Raw genomic sequence first — 19,119 nt, forward strand, 5'->3', positions numbered from 1 at the left:
CCGTCCTTCGAACCTTCGGGTTGCCGGGCCTCCTGATCCACCCGCTTCCTCCTCCGGGAGGTCGTGCGTTCTCTCAAAAAGCCGTTGAATTTACAGCGGCTTTTGTTATGCTGATCAGCCCTGTCCCTGTCGTTGGGACGGATTTACATGGGCGGTCAGCGCCCCACGTCTATGGACGGTTCCCGTCCCAATGGAGTGAGCATGAAAGACAACATCCGCATCCGTTTGCGTGCCTTCGACCACCGTCTGCTCGATCAGAGCACCCGCGAGATCGTGGACACCGCCAAGCGCACCGGCGCCCAGGTGGCGGGACCGATTCCCCTCCCCACCCGGACGAACAAGTACACCGTCAACCGTTCCCCCCACGTGGACAAGAAGAGCCGGGACCAGTTCGAGATCCGCACGCACAAGCGGCTGCTCGACATCCTGAACCCGACCCAGAACACCGTGGATACCCTCATGCGCCTGGATCTGCCCGCTGGCGTCGACGTGGAGATCAAGGTCTTCAGCCGTCAGGGCAACCGGTAGAGGGGGGAGAAAACATGTCCAAAGGAATCATCGGCAAGAAGCTGGGGATGACCCAGATCTTCAATGAGCAGGGCCAGATCGTCCCCGTGACGGTCATCCAGGCCGGCCCCTGCGTGATCGTGCAGCGCAAGACCTCCGCCAAGGACGGCTACGAAGCGGTCCAGATCGGTTTCGTCGACCCCAACGGCGGCAAGCGCGCCTCCAAGGCCGAGAAGGGCCACTGCGAGAAGCTGGGCGTCGCCCCGGTCCGCGTGCTCCGCGAAATCAAGGTGGATGCCTCCGACGCCGCCAAGCCCGGCGACAGCGTCCTGGCCAGCGCCTTCGAGGCGAAGACCAAGGTGAACGTCACCGGCATCAGCAAGGGCAAGGGCTTCGCCGGCGTCATCAAGCGGCACCACTTCGCCGGCGGTCGCGCGACCCACGGCTCCATGTTCCACCGCGCTCCCGGCTCCATCGGCCAGTCGAGCTACCCCAGCCGCGTCTTCCCCGGCATGCGCATGGCCGGCCACATGGGCGACGCCCAGGTGACCGTGCGCAACCTGGAAATCGCCAAGGTGGACGCCGAGAACAACCTGCTGCTCATCAAGGGCGCCGTCCCCGGCCCCAAGGGTGGGTACATCGTCATCAAGCAGGAGGCCTAGGATGGCAGCGTTCCAGCACCCCGTCGTCAACCTCGACAACAAGCAGGTCGGCACCGTCGATCTGCTGCCCGAGGTGTTCAAGCTCGAGGACCTGAACGAGCACCTGATCTGGGAAGCGGTCCGCCACTTCCTGGCCAAGCGCCGCGCCGGTACCGCCAAGACCAAGGACAAGTGGGAAGTCAGCGGCTCCGGCAAGAAGCTCTGGAAGCAGAAGGGCACCGGCCGCGCCCGCGTGGGTTCCATCCGCAGCCCGCTGTGGAAGGGCGGTGGCACGACCCACGGTCCGCACCCCCGCTCCTACGACTACGCCTTCCCCAAGAAGGCCCGGCGCGCCGCCCTGCGTAACGCGCTGTCCGCCAAGCTGGCCAGCGGCCAGATCCTGGTGGTCGAGAACTGGGAAGTCGAGTCCCACAAGACCAAGGCCCTGGTCCAGACGCTGGGCAAGCTCGGCGTCACCGGCTCCGCCCTCCTGGTGGGTGCCGAGGCCAGCGAGAAGCTCTCCCAGGCCGCCGGCAACAACCCGAAGCTGCAGACCGTCGAGAGCCTGGGCGTCAACGTCTATGAGCTCCTCAAGTACGACCAGGTGATCTTCTCCAAGGAAGCCGTCCTGGCCCTCCAGGAGGTGGTGAAGCCATGACCAAGATCTTCGACGTGATCCGCAAGCCCCTCCTCACGGAGAAGGGCCAGATCCTGCGGGAGAAGAACATCCAGGTGTTCGAGGTGGCCACTTGGGCCACCAAGCACCAGATCAAGGAAGCTGTGGAGCTCCTGCTCCAGTCCAAGGTGAAGGGCATCCGCACCGTGCGGATCCCCAGCCGGACCAAGCGCCTGGGCCGCTTCGTGGGGACCTCCAGCCCCCGCAAGAAGGCCTATGTCGAACTCGTCGAGGGCGCGCCCGCGTCCGAGTAAGGCGACTTCATGGCGGACGGAAAAGCTTTGCCCACTATCGCCCGCCCCTTTCAACCCTGAGGCAAGAGGACAACCATGAGCATCAAGCAGCTCAAGCCCACGACCCCCGGTCAGCGCGGCATGTCCAAGTTCGGCTTCGAGGAAATCACCACGGACGTCCCTGAGCGTTCGTTGATTGCCAAGAAGAACCGCACTGGCGGCCGTTCCAACACCGGCCGGATCACCACCCGCCACATCGGCGGTGGCCACAAGCGCCAGTACCGCATCATCGACTTCAAGCGCAACAAGCTGGAAGTGCCGGCCAAGGTCGCGACCATCGAGTACGATCCCAACCGCACCGCCCGCATCGCCCTGCTGGTCTACGCGGACGGCGAGAAGCGCTACATCCTGGCCCCCGACGGCCTGGAAGTGGGCCGCACCGTGGTGGCCGGCAAGACCGCCGACATCCTGGTGGGCAACGCGCTCCCCCTGCGGAACATCCCGGTCGGCAACACCGTCCACAACATCGAGATGAAGCCCGGCAAGGGCGGCCAGATCGCCCGCGCCGCCGGCACCTTCGCCCAGCTCGTGGCCAAGGAAGACGACTACGCCCAGCTCCGCATGCCCTCCGGCGAGATCCGCAAGATCCACCTGGACTGCTTCGCGACCATCGGCACCGTCGGCAACCTGCAGCACGAGAACATCCAGGTCGGCAAGGCCGGTCGCACCCGCTGGAAGGGCATCCGCCCGACCGTCCGCGGCGTGGTCATGAACCCCGTCGACCACCCGCACGGTGGTGGCGAAGGTCGCACCTCCGGTGGCCGTCACCCCGTGACGCCCTGGGGCCAGCCGACCCGCGGCTACAAGACCCGTGGCAACCGTCGCACGGACAAGTTCATCGTCAAGCGGATCAACTAGGAGACACGACAATGGCACGATCCCTGAAAAAAGGCCCGTTCATTGACGCCCACCTCCAGAAGAAGGTGGAAGTCGCCCAGGCGGCCAACGACAAGCGCGTGATCAAGACCTGGTCCCGCCGGTCGACGGTCGTCCCGCAGATGATCGGACTGACCCTCGCCGTGCACAACGGCAACAAGTTCATTCCTGTGTATGTCACCGAGAACATGATCGGCCACAAGCTGGGCGAATTCGCCCTGACCCGCACCTTCAAGGGTCACGCTGGCAAGGCCGACACCAAGGCGAAGGGGAAGTAACGATGGCTGCTATCGTTTCCACCGCCACCGTTCGCCACCTGCGCGGTTCGGCCCAGAAGGCCCGCCTCGTGGTGGACATGATCCGCGGCAAGCACGTCGGCGAGGCCCAGTGGGTGCTCGCCCAGGCGAAGAAGTACGCCGCCGCCCCGATCCGCAAGCTCTTGGATTCCGCCGTGGCCAACGCCATCGACAAGAATCCCTCCGTCAATCCGGATGAGTTGCTGGTGAAGACCGCTTTCGTGGACGAAGGCTTCCGCATGAAGCGCGTCCGCCCTGCACCCATGGGCCGTGCCTACCGGGTTCAGAAGCGCACTTGCCACATCACCATCCAGCTCGCGTCCGCGGCCGGGGAGGAGTAGTCATGGGTCAGAAGGTTCACCCGTACGGGTTCCGCCTCGTCTACCAGAAGAACTGGCGCAGCAAGTGGTTCTCCAAGCGCGAGTATTCCTCGCTGCTGCACGAGGACATCAAGCTCCGCCGCGAACTCAAGAAGCAGCTGCACAGCCTCAACGCGATGATCTCGAAGATCGACATCGAGCGCGCCGCGGACAAGGTCACCGTGCGCATCTTCACCGCCCGCCCCGGCATCGTGATCGGCCGCAAGGGCGCTGAGATCGACAAGCTCCGCGAAGACCTCCAGAAGCGCCTGAACCGCCCCGTGTCCGTCGACATCCAGGAGATCAAGAAGCCTGAAGTCGATGCCCAGCTCGTGGCCGAGGGCGTGGCCCAGCAGCTCGAGCGCCGCATCGCCTTCCGCCGCGCCATGCGCAAGGCTGAGGAGGCTGCGATCCGCTTCGGCGCCAAGGGTTTCAAGATCAAGGTCTCCGGCCGCCTGAACGGCGCCGAGATCGCCCGGACCGAGGACTACCTCTCCGGCCAGATGCCCCTGCAGACCATCCGCGCGGGCGTTGACTACGGTTTCGCCGAGGCCCGCACGACCTACGGGATCATCGGCATCAAGGTTTGGGTGAACCTGGGCGACCAGGTTGCCGAGACCGTGAAGCGCTGAGGTGAATCCATGTTGATGCCCAAGAAGGTCAAGAACCGCAAAACCCAGAAGGGCCGCACCCGCGGCGTCGCCACCCGTGGCAACGATCTCGCCTTCGGTGACTACGGCCTCAAGGCGATCGAGCACTGCTGGCTCACGAACCGTGAGATCGAGGCCGCCCGTATCGCCATGACCCGCCACATCAAGCGCGGCGGCAAGATCTGGATCCGCATCTTCCCCGATCGGCCCACCACCTCGAAGCCCGCGGAAACCCGCATGGGCTCCGGCAAGGGGGCTCCGGACGGCTGGGTGGCGGTGATCCGCCCCGGCCGCATCCTCTTCGAGATGGAGGGGGTGACCGAGGAGACCGCGCGTGAAGCCCTGCGCCTGGCCCAGATGAAGCTGTCCGTCGCGTCCGAGTTCGTCAGCCGCACGCCGCCGGAGGAGTGAGAGCCATGACCAAGAAGAACCCCTTTTCCGATTTGACCGGCAAGAGCGTCGAGGAGTTGGCGCAGCTGGAGGCCGAACTGGCCGCCAAGCGCTTCACCCTCCGCTTCCAGCACGCCGTGGGCCAGGTCGAGAACACCGCCGAGATCCGCAAGACTCGTCGTGAGCTCGCCCGTGTCAAAACCGCCCTGGCGACGAAGCTGGCCTAGGAGATCCCATGAGCCTCGAAAACAAGATGATTCGTAACGGCGTCGTGGTCTCCAACAAGGCCGACAAGACCGTGGTGGTGAAGGTGGAGCGCAAGTTCCAGCACCCGCTCTACCACCGCACGGTCAAGCAGACCGCCAAGTTCATGGCTCACGATGAGACCAACGCCTGTGGTATCGGCGACGTGGTCAAGATCGTGGAGACCCGCCCCCTTTCCAAGCGCAAGCGCTGGACGGTCCTCGAGATCGTCCAGAAGGCCGGCGAGTAAGGAGCTCACATGATCCAGATGGGAACCATGCTCACCGTCGCCGATAACTCCGGCGCCAAGAAGATCTGCTGCATCCTGCCCCTGGGCGGTGGTGTGGGCAAGATCGCCCAGCTCGGCGACGTGATCACCGCCTCCGTCAAGGAAGCGATCCCCGGCGGCACCGTCAAGAAGAAGGCCGTCGTCCAGGCCGTGATCGTGCGCCAGCGCAAGGCCTACCGCCGCAAGGACGGCTCCTACATCCGCTTCGACGAGAACGCGGCCGTCATCATCAAGAAGGATGGCGAGCCCGTCGGCACCCGCGTGTTCGGCCCCGTGGCCCGCGAGCTGCGTGAGCGGAAGTACATGAAGATCGTCTCCCTCGCCCCTGAGGTGCTGTAATGGAAGCCACCACCACCAAGATGAAGCTCAAGAAGGGCGACCAGGTCGTCGTCATCGCCGGCAAGGAGAAGGGCAAGACCGGGACCATCTCCAAGGTCAGCCCCGCCACCAACCGGGTGGTCATCGCCGGCATCAACATGATCAAGAAGGCCACCAAGCCCAATCCCCAGACCGGCGAGGGCGGCGGGATCATCGAGAAGGAGGCGTCCATCCACGCTTCCAACGTCATGATCCTCGACCCCAAGACGGGCAAGGGCACCCGCAAGCGTCCCGAGTAAACCGCTTTCCATCCTCCCGCATTCGTGGGAGGATGGTCATTCTGCCCCGTGCGCGGGGTGGAGCACCACGGCGCATCCTGCGCCATGACAACTGAGGTTGGGGGGAAACGGGCCGGACCGCCGTTCCCAAGCCCCCCCGCTCTCCCGAACCCCTGGGGCATAGCCGCCTCACGGAAATGGAGGAATCCATGACTGCCAAGCAGGACCACGCGGAGCCCCGCGTCAAGGCTCGCTACCACCAGGAGGTGGTGTCGAAGCTCAAGGAGGAGTTCGCTTTCTCCTCCGCCATGCAGGTGCCCCGCCTGCAGAAGATCGTCATCAACATGGGCGTCGGCGACGCCATCCAGAACATCAAGGTTCTGGACGTGGCCGTGGACGAACTGACCGCCATCGCCGGCCAGAAGGCCGTCGTGCGCAAGGCCAAGAAGAGCGTGGCGCAGTTCAAGCTCCGCGCTGGCATGCCCATCGCCTGCATGGTGACCCTGCGCGGTCCCCGCATGTGGGAATTCTTCGACCGCCTGGTGACTCTGTCCCTTCCCCGCGTCCGTGATTTCCGCGGCGTGCCCACCAAGTCCTTCGATGGCCGCGGCAACTACACCCTGGGCCTCAAGGACCAGTTGATCTTCCAGGAGATCGACTACTCCAAGGTGGACAAGATGAAGGGCATGAACATCACGTTCGTGACCACCGCCGCCAATGACGCCGAAGCGCGGGCCCTGCTGGCCCACCTCGGTATGCCCTTCCGCAAATAGGCTAAGGAGATCATACCGATGGCCAAGATTTCGAAAATCGTCAAGGATTCGCGCAAGCCGAAGTTCTCGACCCAGCACCGCAATCGCTGCAAGTGCTGCGGCCGTCCCCGGGGCTTCATGCGCAAGTTTGAACTCTGCCGTCTGTGCTTCCGCAAGTTCGCCCTCAACGGCGAGCTCCCGGGCGTCCAGAAGTCCAGCTGGTAAGGAGAGGGGACCATGCATACCGATCCCATCGCTGATTACCTCACCCGCATCCGCAACGGCATCATGGCCGGTCACGATGCCGTGGTGGTGCCCGCCTCCAAGATCAAGGCCGGTCTCTGCGGCATCTTGAAGCAGGAGGGCTACATCCACTCCTTCAAGCAGGTGGAGCATGAGAACCGCGTGTATCTCATTGTCAACCTGAAGTATGTGAAGGATAAGGAGAACGTGATCCACGGCCTGCGCCGCGTGTCCCGTCCCGGCCTGCGCATCTACACCGGCGCGCAGGAGATCCCCGAGGTCCACGGCGGCCTCGGCATCGCCATCCTGTCCACTCCGCAGGGTCTCCTGACGGGCAAGGACGCCAAGAAGCAGAACGTCGGCGGCGAGATCCTCGCCCACGTCTGGTAACCATCCTGAAATGGGCGGTCAACCCGCCCTCATCTAAGGAATCAACCATGTCTCGAATCGGAAAGAAGCCCGTGACACTGCCCAAGGGCGTGAAGGTCACCGTCACCGGGTCCGAGGCCGTCGTCGAGGGCGCCAAGGGCAAGCTCACCTGCCCGATCCCCGCGGGGATCACGCTCGATGTCCAGGCCGACTCCGTGAACCTCACCCGTGCCAACGATGAAGCCCAGACCCGTGCCTACCACGGCCTGACCCGCGCCCTGCTCGGTAACGCCGTCACTGGCGTGACCGAGGGCTGGAAGAAGGAACTGGACATCGTCGGCGTGGGCTACAAGGCCGCCATGGACGGCGCCAAGCTCAACCTCGAGCTGGGTTACAGCCACCCCATCAAGTACGAGGCCCCTGCGGGCATCCAGATGGCCGTCGAGAAGACCACCCACATCGTCGTGACCGGCATCGACCGGCAGCTGGTGGGCCAGGTCGCCGCCGACATCCGGAAATTCCGCAAGCCCGAGCCTTACAAGGGCAAGGGTGTCATGTACACCGGCGAAGTCATCCGCCGCAAGGCCGGCAAGACCGGGAAGTAAGGGGAACCCATGGCGAACGATATCAACATTCGACGCGACAAGACCAAGGCCCGCATCCGCGGCCGCGTGAGCGGCACGCCCGAGCGGCCCCGTCTCACCATCTACAAGAGCCTGAAGCGCATCTACGTGCAGGCGGTGGACGATACCCAGGGTGTCACCCTGGCGTCCGCCAGCAGCCTCGAGAAGGACCTGCGCGCTTCGCTGAAGAACGGCGCCAACATCGAAGCCGCCAAGGCTGTCGGCGCCAGCATCGCCGCCCGCCTGAAGGAGAAGGGCATCACGTCTGTGGTGTTCGACCGGAACGGCTACGTCTACCACGGCCGCGTCAAGGCGCTGGCTGACAGCGCCCGCGAAGCCGGGCTCCAGTTCTAGGGGATCACCATGGCGACTGCAGAGCTCAAAGACAACAAAGAATCCCGCAACCCCGAAGCCGGGGAATTCAAGGACCAGGTCATCTACGTGGGCCGCGTCACCAAGGTGGTGAAGGGGGGCAAGAACTTCTCCTTCTCCGCGCTGGTGGTCGTGGGCGACGGTAATGGCAAGGTCGGCTTCGGTCTCGGCAAGGCCCTCGAAGTGCCCTCCGCCATCAAGAAGGGCATCGAGAGCGCCAAGCGCAACATGATCAAGGTCCCCGTCACCTCGAACGGCAGCCTGCCGCACCCGGTGACCGGCATCTTCGGTTCCGGCAGCGTGCTGCTGAAGCCGGCCCCCGAGGGCACCGGCATCATCGCCGGCGCCGCGGTGCGCGCCATCATGGAGGCCGCCGGCATCCACAACGTGATGACGAAGAGCCTGGGCTCCTCCAACCCCCACAACGTGGTTCGCGCCACGTTTGAGGGTCTGAAGGACCTCATGGATCCCTACACGGTCCTGACCAATCGGGGCCTGGATCAGGCGGAGGTTTAACATGTCGCAGTTCATCGGCAAGCAGGTGGTGCTGACCCTCAAGCGCTCCATCATCTGCACCACTCCCAAGCACCGGGCCTTCATGCAGACCCTCGGTCTCAAGCGTCCCGGCGACACCCGCGAATGCGAATACACCCCCAACGTCCATGGGATGGTCAAGCTCGTGCCCCATCTCATCAGCGTTCAGGTGAAGGGGTAGACCATGAAGCTCAACGAACTCCGGCCCGCTGAGGGCGCCACCAAGTCCCGCAAGCGTCTGGGTCGCGGCAAGGGCTCCGGCCTGGGCAAGACCTCCGGCCGCGGCGAAAAGGGCCAGAAGTCCCGGTCCGGCTACCGCAGCAAGCGCGGCTTCGAGGGCGGTCAGATGCCCCTGGTCCGCCGCCTGCCCAAGCGCGGTTTCACCAACATCTTCGCTCCCGAGACCAAGGAAATCACCCTGAGCCTCATCTCCATCCACTTCAAGGATGGCGAGACGGTCACGCTCGAGGCGCTCCGCGACAAGAAGCTGGTCAACTCCCGCGTCGAGAAGATCGTGGTGCTGGCCAGCGGTGAGCTCACCACCAAGGTGAATGTCGTCGCCGACCGCATCACCAAGGGTGCCCGGGAAGCCATCCTGGCCAAGGGCGGCACCATTCAGGAGCCCGCCGCGAAGTCTGCCGAGTAACGGCCGATGAACCGCCTCAGGAATCTCTTCGCCATCCCGGAGCTGCGGAAGCGGCTCATCTTCACCCTGATCCTTCTGGCCATCTACCGCCTGGGGGTGCACGTCAGCGTGCCCGGGGTGAACGCCGAGAACCTGGCCACCGCGCTCCGTCGCGGCGGCGGCGGGCTCTTCGATGTCATCGACCTGTTCTCCGGTGGTGCGTTCAAGAAATTCTCCGTCTTCGCCCTCGGCATCGCCCCCTACATCACGGCCAGCATCGTGCTGCAGCTGATGGGGGCCGTGGTGCCCTACCTGGAGAACCTCCAGAAGAAGGAAGGCGAGGCCGGCCGGCAGAAGATCACCCAGTGGACCCGCTACCTGACCGTGTTCCTCGCCTTCATCCAGGGCATGGGCATCGCGTCCCTGGCCCAGAGCCAGAACTCGCCCGGCATTGAAGTCGTGACCACCGCCATCTCCCCGACGGCGTTCCGGTTCCTCGCGGCCTTCACGCTGTCCGTGGGCACACTCTTCGTCATGTGGATCGGCGAGCAGATCACCGAGCGCGGCATCGGCAACGGCATCAGCCTGCTGATCTTCGCGGGCATCGTGGCGGGCCTTCCGCAGGCCCTCACCACCATGACGGTGATGATCACCCAGTCCCTGAGGAACGCCCCGAACGTCCCGCCCCCGGGCATCTTCATCCTGCTCATCGGGGCCATGACCGTGGTGCTGCTGGCCGTGGTGCTGGTGGAAAACGCCTACCGGCGCATCCCCATCCACTACGCCCGCCGGGCCGACTCGGCCGGCATGTCCAGCCAGCGCAGCTCCTACATGCCCCTGAAGCTGAACACCGCCGGCGTGATGCCCGTCATCTTCGCCAGCTCGGTGATCTTCTTCCCGGCCACCATCGCCCAGTTCACCCGCTGGGAGTGGCTCGCCAAGGCCGCGGCCTACCTCAATCCCCAGACGCACTTCTGGATCTACACCCCCGTCTTCGTGGGCGTGGTGATCTTCTTCGCCTTCTTCTACACCAGCATCGTCTTCAATCCCGATGAGACCGCCGAGAACATGAAGCGGTCCGGGGGCTACATCCCGGGCATCCGGCCCGGCAAGGAAACCAGCATCTTCATGGACAGCATCCTGTCCAAGCTGACCTTCGTGGGCGCCATCTACCTCGCCCTGGTCTCCCTGGTGCCCCTGCTCATCACCAACAACATCCAGGGCCTCAACTTCTACTTCGGCGGCACCAGCCTGCTGATCGTGGTGGGCGTGGCCATGGACAGCGCCGCCCAGCTGGAAAGCCTGCTGGTCATGCGCCGCTATGACGGCTTCCTCGAGAAGGGCCGCATCCGCGGCCGTTCCACCCGCGGGGGTGCCGCATGAGCCTGGTCGCGAACGTCCTCCTCGGGGCCCCGGGCTCCGGGAAGGGCACCCAGGCCAAGCGCCTGGTGGAAACATTCTCTTTGACTCACCTCTCAACCGGTGACATTCTGAGAGATGCCGTCTCGAAAGGGACGGAGATCGGCCTGAGGGCGAAAGCCATCATGGCCGAGGGAAAACTGGTGGACGACGACACCGTCAACGGCCTTGTCTTTGCGCGGCTGCTGGACGAGACCTCTGACGTGCTGTTCGACGGCTACCCACGCACCCTTCAGCAAGCTCAGGCCCTGGAAGACTTCCTCTCCTCCAAGGGCATGAAAGTAGGGCACGTGGTGCTGGTCGATGTCCCCCAGGAAGTGCTGGAAGCCCGCGTGGTGGGCCGGCGCGTCTGCAGCAACAATGCCTGCGGCGCCATCTACCACCTGGAATCCAAGCCGCCCAAACAGGCCGGTATCTGCGATCAGTGCGGAAGTCCCCTGAAGCACCGTTCCGACGATACCGCTGAAGCCTTCCGGAGCCGGATGGGCGAGTTCCACTCGACCTTCCAGCCGCTCCTGGGCTTCTACAAGCATCGGCCGACCTTCCGGAGCGTGGATGGCAATCGCGCGCCGGAGCTGGTGTTTGAATCGCTGCGTCACGTCTTCGGAGAACGCGCTTGAGCAAAGAAGAAGCCATTGAGCTCGAAGCCACAGTGGTCGAGGCCTTGCCCAACGCGGTATTCCGGGTCGAACTGGAGAACAAGCACCAGGTGCTGGCGCACATCAGCGGGAAGATGCGCAAGAACTTCATCCGAATCCTTCCCGGTGACCGGGTGCTCGTCGAGGTAACGCCCTACGACCTCACCCGCGGCCGCATCATCTACCGATTCAAGTAAACGAGAGGACACCATGAAAGTACGGCCCTCCATCAAGAAGCTGTGCGAGCACTGCAAAGTGGTCCGGCGCGAAGGCATCAACCGGATCATCTGCAAGAAGAACCCCAAGCACAAGCAGCGTCAGGGTTAAGGAGAAACGATGGCACGCATCTCAGGCATTGATCTGCCCATCGGAAAGCGCATCGAGATCGCGCTCACCTACATCTACGGTATCGGGCGCGCCAAGGCGCACAGCATCCTGACCCGTGCCAAGGTTGATTTCGGCACGAAGGTCCGGGATCTGACCGAGGACGAGGTCGGCCGCATCCGCCGCGTCATCACCGCCGAAGAGACCGTGGAAGGAGATCTCCGCAAGGACATCGCCCTCGATATCAAGCGGCTCATGGATATCGGCTGCTACCGCGGCCTGCGCCACCGGAAGGGTCTCCCCGTCCGTGGTCAGCGCACGCATACCAACGCCCGCACCCGCAAGGGCAAGCGGCGCACCGTGGCCGGCAAGAAGAAGTAAGGCGAGGAACCCATGGCAAAGACCCAGACCCGGACCGCCGGCAAGAAGGTGGTCAAGAAGAAGGAAAAGAAGAACGTCCCCCATGGCGTGGCTCACGTCCAGGCGTCCTTCAACAACACCATCATCTCCATCTCTGATCCGATGGGGAACATGCTCTGCTGGGCTTCCAGCGGCAACCAGAACTTCCGCGGGACCCGCAAGGGCACGCCCTTTGCCGCCCAGGTGGCCGCCGGCATCGCTGCCGAGGCCGCCAAGGAGCAGGGTGTCCGCTCTGTCGACGTCCGCGTCAAGGGCCCCGGTGCCGGTCGTGAGAGCGCCATCCGCGCCCTCAACGCCGCCGGCATCCAGGTGACCAGCATCCGCGACGTCACCCCCATCCCCCACAACGGCTGCCGGCCGCCCAAGCGGCGCCGGGTTTAAGAGAGGAGGAGAGACATGGCACGTTACACAGACGCCGTTTGCCGCCTCTGCCGCCGCGAGGGCATGAAGCTTTATCTCAAGGGCGAGCGCTGCTTCAAGGAGAAGTGCTCCTTCGAGACGCGCAAGGGCAAGATCCCCGGCCAGCATGGCGCGGGGAAGATCAAGAAGCCCACCGGCTACGCCCTGCAGCTTCGCGAGAAGCAGAAGGTGAAGCGCATCTACGGTGTGCTCGAGAAGCAGTTCCGTCACTACTTCGAAAAGGCTGACGCCAAGAAGGGCGTCACCGGCCACAACCTGCTCGGTTTCCTCGAGAGCCGGCTGGACAACGTGATCTACCGCCTGGGCTTCGCACCCAGCCGCTCGTCCGCGCGTCAGATGGTCATGCACGGTCACGTGCTGGTCAACGGCAAGCGGGTGGACATCCCCTCCTTCCAGGTGAAGCCTGGCCAGGCGGTGGAACTGGGCAGCCGCGCCCGCGAGAACGACGGGGTCAAGTCCTCCGTCGAAACCTCCGCTGGCCGTGGCATTCCCAAGTGGCTTTCCCTGGACGCCGCCGCCTTCAAAGGCCAGGTGCTTGCCGCGCCGACCCGCGAGGACATCACCCTGGACATCAACGAGCAGCTGATCGTTGAACTGTATTCCAAGTAAGGGGGCAGGATGCTGAACCTCAGCGATTTCCAGAGGCCGCGATTTGCGGAGGTGACCCCCGGGTCCCTCACGGACTCCTACGGAGAGTTCGTGGCCTACCCCTTCGAGCGTGGCTTCGCCACGACCGTCGGGCACAGCCTGCGCCGGGTGCTGCTCAGCAGCATCCAGGGCGCGGCTGTCACCAACGTCCGCATCAAGGGCGTCATGCACGAGTTCACCACCCTTCCCGGGGTCTGGGAGGACATCACCCATGTCCTGCTGAACCTCAAGGAAGTGCCGTTCAAGCTGCACAGTTCCGAGCCCCAGACGGTGACCATCTCCGCCAAGGGTGAGGGCACGGTGACCTCGGCCGCCATCCGCTGCAACCAGAACGTGGAGGTCGTGGATCCCAACATCCACATCGCCACCCTGGGCGAGGAGGGCGAGCTGGAGATCGAGATGGTGGTGCGTCTGGGCCGCGGGTTCGTGACCGCGGACCACAACCATGACGAGAGCCTGGGCCTGGGTTTCATCCCCATGGATGCCAACCACAGCCCCATCCTCCGTGTGAACTACATCGTCGAACCCGCCCGCGTGGGCCAGAGCACCGACTACGAGAAGCTCACGCTCCAGGTGTGGACCAACGGCGCCGTCAATCCCAAGGAAGCCGTCTCTGACGCGGCTCTCATCCTGCGCGACCACTTCCTCGTGTTCGCCCGTCAGGACGAGGACTTCACCGAGATGGAGATGGGTACCGCCACCCTCGGCAGCGAAGCGGCCAACACCTGGCTCGGCAAGTCCGTCGAGGAACTCGAGCTCTCCGTGCGGGCCAACAACTGCCTCCGCAACGCCAACATCACCACCATCGGCGAGCTGGTCCAGCGGACCGAGGCTGAACTGATGAAAACCAAGAACTTCGGCAAGAAGTCGCTCCAGGAGATCAAGGACGAGCTCGCTCGTATCGGCCTCTCCCTCGGCATGCGGCTCGAGCAGGAAGTGTAAGGAGCCCCCATGCGTCACAACGTTGCCGGCAAGCGCCTGGGCCGCACCACCAACCAGCGCAAGGCCCTCATGAAGAACCTCGCGACCGCCCTGATCCAGAGCGAGCGCATCGAGACCACCCTCGTGAAGGCCAAGGAACTCCGCACCTATGTGGAGCCCTTCATCACCCTCGCGAAGACCGATTCCGTGGCCAACCGCCGTCTGGCGATGGCCCGCCTTGGAAGCAAGGATGCCGTGCAGAAGCTGTTCGGCGCCGACTTCCGCAAGCGCTTCGAGAGCCGCCCCGGCGGTTACACCCGCATCCTCAAGATGGCCCATCGCCTCGGCGACGCGGCCGACATGGCCCTCATCGAGTTCGTGGACTACACCCTCCCCGAGCCCAAGGCCGAGGACGCCGAGTAGAACCCCGCCACGCACAGGGAAGCGCCCCGGTTCGTCCGGGGCGCTTCCCTGTACCGAATCAGCCGACGGTCCAGGTGCTCTCGGTCTTGTCCTCGGGTTCGTCCTTGAAGTCGGAGTGCCGCAGCCGGCGGGCCCGCACGACCGTCACCGTGCAGGGCGCCTGGGCGGCCACCTGGCTGGAGACGCTGCCCAGTAGAGAGCGGCGCAGGGAACTGGCGCGGGCGCCGATGACCACGTGATCCACGTGGTTGGCGTTCACATACTGCAGGATGGCCGAGGACGGATCCGGCGACTGCAGCACGTGGAAGCTGATCCGCCCTTCCTCCAGGCCCAGGGGCTCCGCCCAGTGGCGCAGCTCCACCAGGCGCTGGAGGTGGATGTTCCGGCCCTCGCCGTCCACCGTCTGGTCCAGCGTGATGCGTCCCAGCTTGAACACGTTCAGACAGGCCACCCGCGCCCCGGGCAGGGCGGGCAGCATGTGGGCCACCATGCTGCGCAGCGTCCCGGCGATGGGGGCGGCCTCGGGGGAGAGGTCGATGGCCACGGCCAGGATCGGGGCGTCGCCATCGTGTCGTGCCGGGGCCTTGCCCTTGGGAACCACCAGCTGGTGATCCGCGAAGCGGCGCCGGAGGACCGTGGTGAAGGGGTCCTGGCGCAGCTTCTCCGAGCGGGCGGTCAGCATCACCTGGTCGGGATGGCGCAACGCCAGGGCCAGGTGGGCCGCCGTGGGGTAGCGCCAGGCCGGATGCACCTCCAGGCAGCGCAGGATGATCTCCTGAAGCCAGGGGGGGCAGTCCGGCCGGAGCTTGCGGGGGGGCACTGGATCGCGCCAGATGCGACGCTTGAGTCCGGACAGGCGCTGGGGATCCCCGAAGGGACGCACGCCCGTGACGAAGAAATACATCAGGACGCCCAGGGCGAACTGGTCGCTGCGGGGATCCCGGCGGAGGCCGAGCACCTGCTCCGGGGCCATGTAGGGCGCCGTGCCGTAGGGCAGCCGGAATTCCTCGCCCATCAGGTCCGGCAGCTCGTCGTGGTGGGACAGGCCGTAATCGACGAGCACGACCTCACCGGTGGGGCGCACGAGGAGGTTGGAGGGCTTCACGTCCAGGTGGACCACGTGCTGGCGGTGCAGGTCGTCCAGGGCCGTGGCGATCCTGGCGCCCAGCGCGGCCACTTCCGCCCAGGGGAGGGGCAGCTCGGTGAGCCTCGGCAGAAGCGATGGACCTGGAATGCGCTCCATGATCAGGTAGGGCTGGAGGCCGGTGGTGCCCTGGGCGATGAACTTCGGCACATGGCGGCCGGTGAGGCGGGGCAGGATCATCTGCTCCATCTCGAAGCCGACGATGGCGGCGGGATCGGTGCCTTCCGAGAGCGTGGGCGCCTTCACCAGCAGGGGGAACGGGAGGTCCGGATGGCTGGCGGCCCAGAGCGAGGCCATGCCGCCACGGTGGACGCGCTCGCCGACGAGGTAGCCGTCGAGGAGCGTTCCGGGCGAGATCATCAGCTGCTGCATGGTCAGAGCCCCTTCCGCAGGCGGGCCGCGAGAGCCGGAGGCAGGCCGGCGTCCAGGATGGCCGCCGCCGTGGCCTGGACATCGTAGGGCACCCGGAAGTGGGTGATGGTCGAGGTGGTGGTGTCGAGCAGGGCATAGGCCGCCGCCGGGTTCCCGTCGCGGGACTGGCCGACGGCGCCCACCACGGTCAGCCAGCGCCGTTGCGGGGGCAGTGGCACCGGGACGGAGGAGACCGGGGTGAACGACACCAGCTGTCCAGTGGCTGTGATGCCGTGCAGGGCGGGCAGATGCGTGTGCCCGCAGAAGACCATCTGGGCGCGGCTGGCCTCCAGCGCCCGCCGGGCGTCCCGGCTCTCGCGGATGTAGATCCACGGGGGGTAGGTCTGGGGGCTGGCATGCACGTACAAGCGGGTCCCGTCCTCAAAGCGCAGGGGCAGGCTGGCCAGGAACTCCCGGGCCTCGGGACCGAGCTGGCCGCGGGTCCAGGCCATGGCCGTCTCCGCGTCGGGCGTCATGGCCTCCCGATCGTTGGCCACGGCCTGGTCGTGGTTCCCGGCCACGGCGATCGCGCCGCGGGCCGTCTCGGCCATGATCCGCTCAATCACCTCGCGCGGCTGGGGGCCGTAGCCCACGTAGTCGCCGAGGAACACGAGGCGGTCCGCCCCCTGGGATCGGGCGTGCTCCTGGCAGGCCTCCAGCGCGAGCCGGTTGGCATGGATATCTGCCAGGAGGGCGATGCGCATGGGGGCGTCCGAGTGGGAGGAGGGTCAAGGTCCATCATAGGGGCTTGGGTCCGCCCCGGGGGCCGGCCCCGTCACGGGACGGGGGGGACGGCACGCCTGGGAACGGAATCTGCCCATTCTGGCTGGCGTGGCCGCAGGTCTTACTTCCTGTCATGAGAACCATGATTGAAAGAGGATCGTATGGTCATTTTAGATGGGGACTTACGGCAATTTTTCCCCGCCAAAAAAAAACAGCTTTCCGGGCATCGACTTGCTTGACCCGGAGGAAAGGAGTGCGTTAGCTAGTGATCAGCCAACCCATCCCAAGCTGTTCCACGGGGCACGACCACCGTGGACTCCATAACGATCCATCGCGTTCCGGCCTGGAGCCATCCAGGTGCGACTCCTACAACCAGCCCGGCCCCGGCCGGCCTCACGAAAGGGGATTTCGAAAGGTTCCGCACCTGGGCCGCCCGTCGGCCCGACCATCTGCAGGCCCATAGACCGCCCCGCTTCAACCCAGGGATCATTCAAGGAGGCAACACAACATGGCAATCGTAACCGAGCAAATCGCCACCAAGACTCCGCTCACCAAGGAAGAACGAATGGTGATCGTCGCCTCCTCCGTGGGGACGGTGTTCGAGTGGTACGACTTCTACCTCTACGCCACGCTGGCGCCGTTCTTCGCCCACCTGTTCTTCCCGAAGGGGAATGACACGGCGGCCCTGCTTTCGGCCTTCGCAGCCTACGCGGCGGGCTTCCTGGTGCGCCCCTTCGGCGCCCTGGTCTTCGGGCGCATCGGCGACCTGATCGGGCGCAAGTACACCTTCCTGGTCACGATCATGGTGATGGGCCTCTCCACCTTCGGCGTGGGCCTGCTGCCCACCTTCGAGGCCGTGGGTTGGCTGGCGCCCATCATCATGGTGACGCTGCGCCTCCTGCAGGGCCTGGCCCTGGGTGGCGAGTACGGCGGGGCTGCGACCTATGTGGCGGAGCACTCCGCGCATGATCGCCGCGGCTACAACACCAGCTGGATCCAGACCACGGCCACCGTGGGCTTCTTCCTCTGCCTCGGCATCATCATGGCCTGCCGCGGCACCATGACCAAGGAGGCCTTCGCCAGCTGGGGCTGGCGCATCCCGTTCCTCGTGTCCATCATCCTGCTCGGCGTGTCCGTCTGGATCCGCCTGAAGCTGCACGAGTCCCCCATCTTCACCAAGATGAAGGCCGAGGGTAAGACCTCCAAGGCGCCCCTCAGCGACAGCTTCCTGCGGTACCCCAACAACAAGTACGCGCTGCTCGCCCTCCTCGGCGCCACCGCGGGCCAGGGCGTGGTGTGGTACACCGGCCAGTTCTACGCGCTCTTCTTCATGCAGATCACGCTGAAGCTGGACTACCAGACCACCTACATGCTCATCGGCGCCTCCCTGCTGCTGGGCACGCCCTTCTTCATCTTCTTCGGCTGGCTGTCGGACAAGATCGGCCGCCTCAAGATCATCCTCGCGGGCTGCCTCATCGCCGCCGTCACTTTCTTCCCCCTGTTCAAGCAGCTGACGCACTACGTGAACCCGGCCCTGGAGACCTTCCAGAACACCACCGTGATCACCGTGGCCGGCAACCCGAAGGATGAGACCTTCAACCTCTTCGTCGGTCCCTGGAGCAAGTTCACGGAGCTGGACCGGGTGAACGACTTCTTCGGCAAGCAGGGCCTCAACTTCACCAAGGTGGCGCCGGAGGCCGGCAAGATGGTGGTCGCCACGATCCAGGGCAAGAACACCGCCACGGGCCAAGTCACCACGACCCGCGTGGAGGGCTGGAATGCGGCGTCGGAAGGCGCCCTCAAGAAGGCCCTGAACGACCTCGGCTACCCCAAGGAGGCCGACAAGTCCAAGGTCAACTACCCCATGACCCTGCTGATCCTGTTCATCTTCCTCATCTACGTGACCATGGTCTACGGGCCCATCGCCGCCTTCCTGGTGGAGCTCTTCCCCACGAACATCCGCTACACCTCCATGTCGCTGCCCTACCACATCGGCAACGGCTGGTTCGGTGGCATGCTGCCCCTCATCGCGACGGCCATCGTGGCCCTGAAGGGCAACATCTACTACGGCCTCTGGTATCCCGTGGTCGTGGCCCTCATGACCGTGGTGATCGGCGCCCTCTTCCTGAAGGAAACCAAGGATCGGGACATCACCACCTATCAGCATTGATCTGACTTCCCGGTGGCCTTGCCACCGGAAGGCTGCAGGGGTGGGGGGGGGGGGGGGCCGCCCCCCCCCCCCCCCCCCCCCCCGGCCCAGGCACAGGCGACGCGACACCCGCGGACCAGAGAAA

The 19,119-nt window shown here is 65.1% G+C and carries 33 protein-coding genes; 31 read left to right on the plus strand and 2 right to left on the minus strand.

Translation table 11 applies throughout. The features are described 5' to 3' along the window. Positions 1 to 201: 201 nt before the first annotated feature. The 30 genes from rpsJ (at position 202) to rplQ (ending at position 14,547) form a co-directional block, all read left to right on the plus strand. The gene (gene rpsJ, locus MLE43_RS08255) at positions 202 to 528 is read left to right on the plus strand and encodes a 30S ribosomal protein S10 (RefSeq protein WP_043483643.1); all 327 of its coding nucleotides are present in this window, start codon (positions 202 to 204) and stop codon (positions 526 to 528) included. A gap of 14 nt (positions 529 to 542) precedes the next feature. Continuing rightward, complete coding sequence (gene rplC, locus MLE43_RS08260; RefSeq protein WP_243303172.1) at positions 543 to 1,169, plus strand: 50S ribosomal protein L3; 627 nt, start codon at positions 543 to 545, stop codon at positions 1,167 to 1,169. 1 nt (position 1,170) lies between these two features. Next, positions 1,171 to 1,806, plus strand: a complete 636-nt coding sequence (rplD, locus tag MLE43_RS08265; RefSeq protein ID WP_243303173.1) for a 50S ribosomal protein L4 — start codon at positions 1,171 to 1,173, stop codon at positions 1,804 to 1,806. Next, positions 1,803 to 2,078, plus strand: a complete 276-nt coding sequence (locus MLE43_RS08270; RefSeq protein ID WP_243303174.1) for a 50S ribosomal protein L23 — start codon at positions 1,803 to 1,805, stop codon at positions 2,076 to 2,078. The genes rplD and MLE43_RS08270 overlap by 4 nt, the downstream gene beginning before the upstream one ends. A 75-nt stretch (positions 2,079 to 2,153) precedes the next feature. Further along, positions 2,154 to 2,975: a 50S ribosomal protein L2 gene (gene rplB / locus MLE43_RS08275; RefSeq protein ID WP_243303175.1), complete on the plus strand. Its 822-nt coding sequence runs from the start codon at positions 2,154 to 2,156 to the stop codon at positions 2,973 to 2,975. An 11-nt stretch (positions 2,976 to 2,986) separates the two neighbouring features. Next, the gene (gene rpsS, locus MLE43_RS08280) at positions 2,987 to 3,271 is read left to right on the plus strand and encodes a 30S ribosomal protein S19 (protein ID WP_026852752.1); all 285 of its coding nucleotides are present in this window, start codon (positions 2,987 to 2,989) and stop codon (positions 3,269 to 3,271) included. A gap of 2 nt (positions 3,272 to 3,273) precedes the next feature. Further along, the gene (gene rplV / locus MLE43_RS08285; protein ID WP_243303176.1) at positions 3,274 to 3,630 is read left to right on the plus strand and encodes a 50S ribosomal protein L22; all 357 of its coding nucleotides are present in this window, start codon (positions 3,274 to 3,276) and stop codon (positions 3,628 to 3,630) included. A 2-nt stretch (positions 3,631 to 3,632) separates the two neighbouring features. Then, entirely contained in the window at positions 3,633 to 4,280 is a 648-nt protein-coding gene (rpsC, locus tag MLE43_RS08290) for a 30S ribosomal protein S3 (RefSeq protein WP_243303177.1), read from the plus strand. 9 nt (positions 4,281 to 4,289) lie between these two features. Further along, entirely contained in the window at positions 4,290 to 4,709 is a 420-nt protein-coding gene (rplP, locus tag MLE43_RS08295) for a 50S ribosomal protein L16 (RefSeq protein ID WP_243303178.1), read from the plus strand. 5 nt (positions 4,710 to 4,714) lie between these two features. After that, entirely contained in the window at positions 4,715 to 4,915 is a 201-nt protein-coding gene (rpmC, locus tag MLE43_RS08300) for a 50S ribosomal protein L29 (RefSeq protein ID WP_026852748.1), read from the plus strand. A gap of 8 nt (positions 4,916 to 4,923) precedes the next feature. Then, positions 4,924 to 5,181, plus strand: a complete 258-nt coding sequence (gene rpsQ / locus MLE43_RS08305) for a 30S ribosomal protein S17 (protein WP_026852747.1) — start codon at positions 4,924 to 4,926, stop codon at positions 5,179 to 5,181. A gap of 9 nt (positions 5,182 to 5,190) precedes the next feature. Continuing rightward, a complete protein-coding gene (gene rplN, locus MLE43_RS08310) occupies positions 5,191 to 5,559 on the plus strand; it encodes a 50S ribosomal protein L14 (protein WP_026852746.1) in 369 nt (122 codons plus the stop codon). A gap of 20 nt (positions 5,560 to 5,579) precedes the next feature. Then, complete coding sequence (gene rplX / locus MLE43_RS08315) at positions 5,580 to 5,837, plus strand: 50S ribosomal protein L24 (RefSeq protein ID WP_420843192.1); 258 nt, start codon at positions 5,580 to 5,582, stop codon at positions 5,835 to 5,837. 188 nt (positions 5,838 to 6,025) lie between these two features. Beyond that, positions 6,026 to 6,589, plus strand: coding sequence for a 50S ribosomal protein L5 (gene rplE / locus MLE43_RS08320; RefSeq protein WP_243303180.1), 564 nt, complete (start codon positions 6,026 to 6,028; stop codon positions 6,587 to 6,589). A gap of 18 nt (positions 6,590 to 6,607) precedes the next feature. After that, entirely contained in the window at positions 6,608 to 6,793 is a 186-nt protein-coding gene (locus MLE43_RS08325; protein ID WP_026852743.1) for a type Z 30S ribosomal protein S14, read from the plus strand. A 12-nt stretch (positions 6,794 to 6,805) separates the two neighbouring features. Next, positions 6,806 to 7,201, plus strand: a complete 396-nt coding sequence (rpsH, locus tag MLE43_RS08330; RefSeq protein WP_243303181.1) for a 30S ribosomal protein S8 — start codon at positions 6,806 to 6,808, stop codon at positions 7,199 to 7,201. Positions 7,202 to 7,248: 47 nt separating this feature from the next. After that, positions 7,249 to 7,785 carry a 50S ribosomal protein L6 gene (gene rplF, locus MLE43_RS08335; protein ID WP_243303182.1) on the plus strand — a complete coding sequence of 179 codons (537 nt, stop codon included), beginning with the start codon at positions 7,249 to 7,251 and terminating at the stop codon, positions 7,783 to 7,785. Positions 7,786 to 7,794: 9 nt separating this feature from the next. Continuing rightward, positions 7,795 to 8,157: a 50S ribosomal protein L18 gene (gene rplR, locus MLE43_RS08340; RefSeq protein ID WP_243303183.1), complete on the plus strand. Its 363-nt coding sequence runs from the start codon at positions 7,795 to 7,797 to the stop codon at positions 8,155 to 8,157. A gap of 9 nt (positions 8,158 to 8,166) precedes the next feature. Further along, positions 8,167 to 8,691, plus strand: coding sequence for a 30S ribosomal protein S5 (rpsE, locus tag MLE43_RS08345; RefSeq protein WP_243303184.1), 525 nt, complete (start codon positions 8,167 to 8,169; stop codon positions 8,689 to 8,691). A gap of 1 nt (position 8,692) precedes the next feature. Beyond that, positions 8,693 to 8,890, plus strand: a complete 198-nt coding sequence (rpmD, locus tag MLE43_RS08350; RefSeq protein ID WP_243288428.1) for a 50S ribosomal protein L30 — start codon at positions 8,693 to 8,695, stop codon at positions 8,888 to 8,890. 3 nt (positions 8,891 to 8,893) lie between these two features. Further along, a complete protein-coding gene (rplO, locus tag MLE43_RS08355) occupies positions 8,894 to 9,355 on the plus strand; it encodes a 50S ribosomal protein L15 (RefSeq protein ID WP_243303185.1) in 462 nt (153 codons plus the stop codon). Between the two features lie 6 nt (positions 9,356 to 9,361). Then, positions 9,362 to 10,717: a preprotein translocase subunit SecY gene (gene secY / locus MLE43_RS08360; protein ID WP_243303187.1), complete on the plus strand. Its 1,356-nt coding sequence runs from the start codon at positions 9,362 to 9,364 to the stop codon at positions 10,715 to 10,717. After that, positions 10,714 to 11,373 carry an adenylate kinase gene (locus MLE43_RS08365; protein ID WP_243303188.1) on the plus strand — a complete coding sequence of 220 codons (660 nt, stop codon included), beginning with the start codon at positions 10,714 to 10,716 and terminating at the stop codon, positions 11,371 to 11,373. The genes secY and MLE43_RS08365 overlap by 4 nt, the downstream gene beginning before the upstream one ends. Then, a complete protein-coding gene (gene infA / locus MLE43_RS08370) occupies positions 11,370 to 11,588 on the plus strand; it encodes a translation initiation factor IF-1 (RefSeq protein WP_026852734.1) in 219 nt (72 codons plus the stop codon). Before MLE43_RS08365 ends, infA begins: the two co-directional genes overlap by 4 nt. 13 nt (positions 11,589 to 11,601) lie before the next feature. Continuing rightward, a complete protein-coding gene (rpmJ, locus tag MLE43_RS08375; protein WP_243288424.1) occupies positions 11,602 to 11,718 on the plus strand; it encodes a 50S ribosomal protein L36 in 117 nt (38 codons plus the stop codon). A 9-nt stretch (positions 11,719 to 11,727) separates the two neighbouring features. Beyond that, a complete protein-coding gene (rpsM, locus tag MLE43_RS08380) occupies positions 11,728 to 12,096 on the plus strand; it encodes a 30S ribosomal protein S13 (RefSeq protein WP_243303190.1) in 369 nt (122 codons plus the stop codon). A 12-nt stretch (positions 12,097 to 12,108) separates the two neighbouring features. Next, complete coding sequence (gene rpsK, locus MLE43_RS08385; protein ID WP_243303191.1) at positions 12,109 to 12,516, plus strand: 30S ribosomal protein S11; 408 nt, start codon at positions 12,109 to 12,111, stop codon at positions 12,514 to 12,516. A 15-nt stretch (positions 12,517 to 12,531) separates the two neighbouring features. Further along, on the plus strand, positions 12,532 to 13,164 hold the full coding sequence (rpsD, locus tag MLE43_RS08390; protein ID WP_243303193.1) for a 30S ribosomal protein S4: 633 nt from the start codon (positions 12,532 to 12,534) through the stop codon (positions 13,162 to 13,164). A 9-nt stretch (positions 13,165 to 13,173) separates the two neighbouring features. Beyond that, on the plus strand, positions 13,174 to 14,145 hold the full coding sequence (locus MLE43_RS08395) for a DNA-directed RNA polymerase subunit alpha (RefSeq protein ID WP_243303194.1): 972 nt from the start codon (positions 13,174 to 13,176) through the stop codon (positions 14,143 to 14,145). 9 nt (positions 14,146 to 14,154) lie between these two features. After that, complete coding sequence (gene rplQ / locus MLE43_RS08400; protein WP_243303195.1) at positions 14,155 to 14,547, plus strand: 50S ribosomal protein L17; 393 nt, start codon at positions 14,155 to 14,157, stop codon at positions 14,545 to 14,547. Positions 14,548 to 14,605: 58 nt separating this feature from the next. Here rplQ and MLE43_RS08405 read toward each other — a convergent pair whose 3' ends face one another. Continuing rightward, a complete protein-coding gene (locus MLE43_RS08405) occupies positions 14,606 to 16,063 on the minus strand; it encodes a serine/threonine protein kinase (protein ID WP_243303196.1) in 1,458 nt (485 codons plus the stop codon). Positions 16,064 to 16,065: 2 nt separating this feature from the next. Further along, a complete protein-coding gene (locus MLE43_RS08410; RefSeq protein ID WP_243303197.1) occupies positions 16,066 to 16,806 on the minus strand; it encodes a metallophosphoesterase family protein in 741 nt (246 codons plus the stop codon). A 527-nt stretch (positions 16,807 to 17,333) separates the two neighbouring features. Here MLE43_RS08410 and MLE43_RS08415 point away from each other — a divergent pair. Beyond that, entirely contained in the window at positions 17,334 to 18,995 is a 1,662-nt protein-coding gene (locus tag MLE43_RS08415; RefSeq protein WP_243303198.1) for an MFS transporter, read from the plus strand. The last annotated feature ends 124 nt before the right edge of the window (positions 18,996 to 19,119 follow it).

The sequence above is a fragment of the Geothrix oryzisoli genome (assembly GCF_022808865.1).
In the GTDB taxonomy this organism is placed as follows: Bacteria; Acidobacteriota; Holophagae; order Holophagales; family Holophagaceae; genus Geothrix; species Geothrix oryzisoli.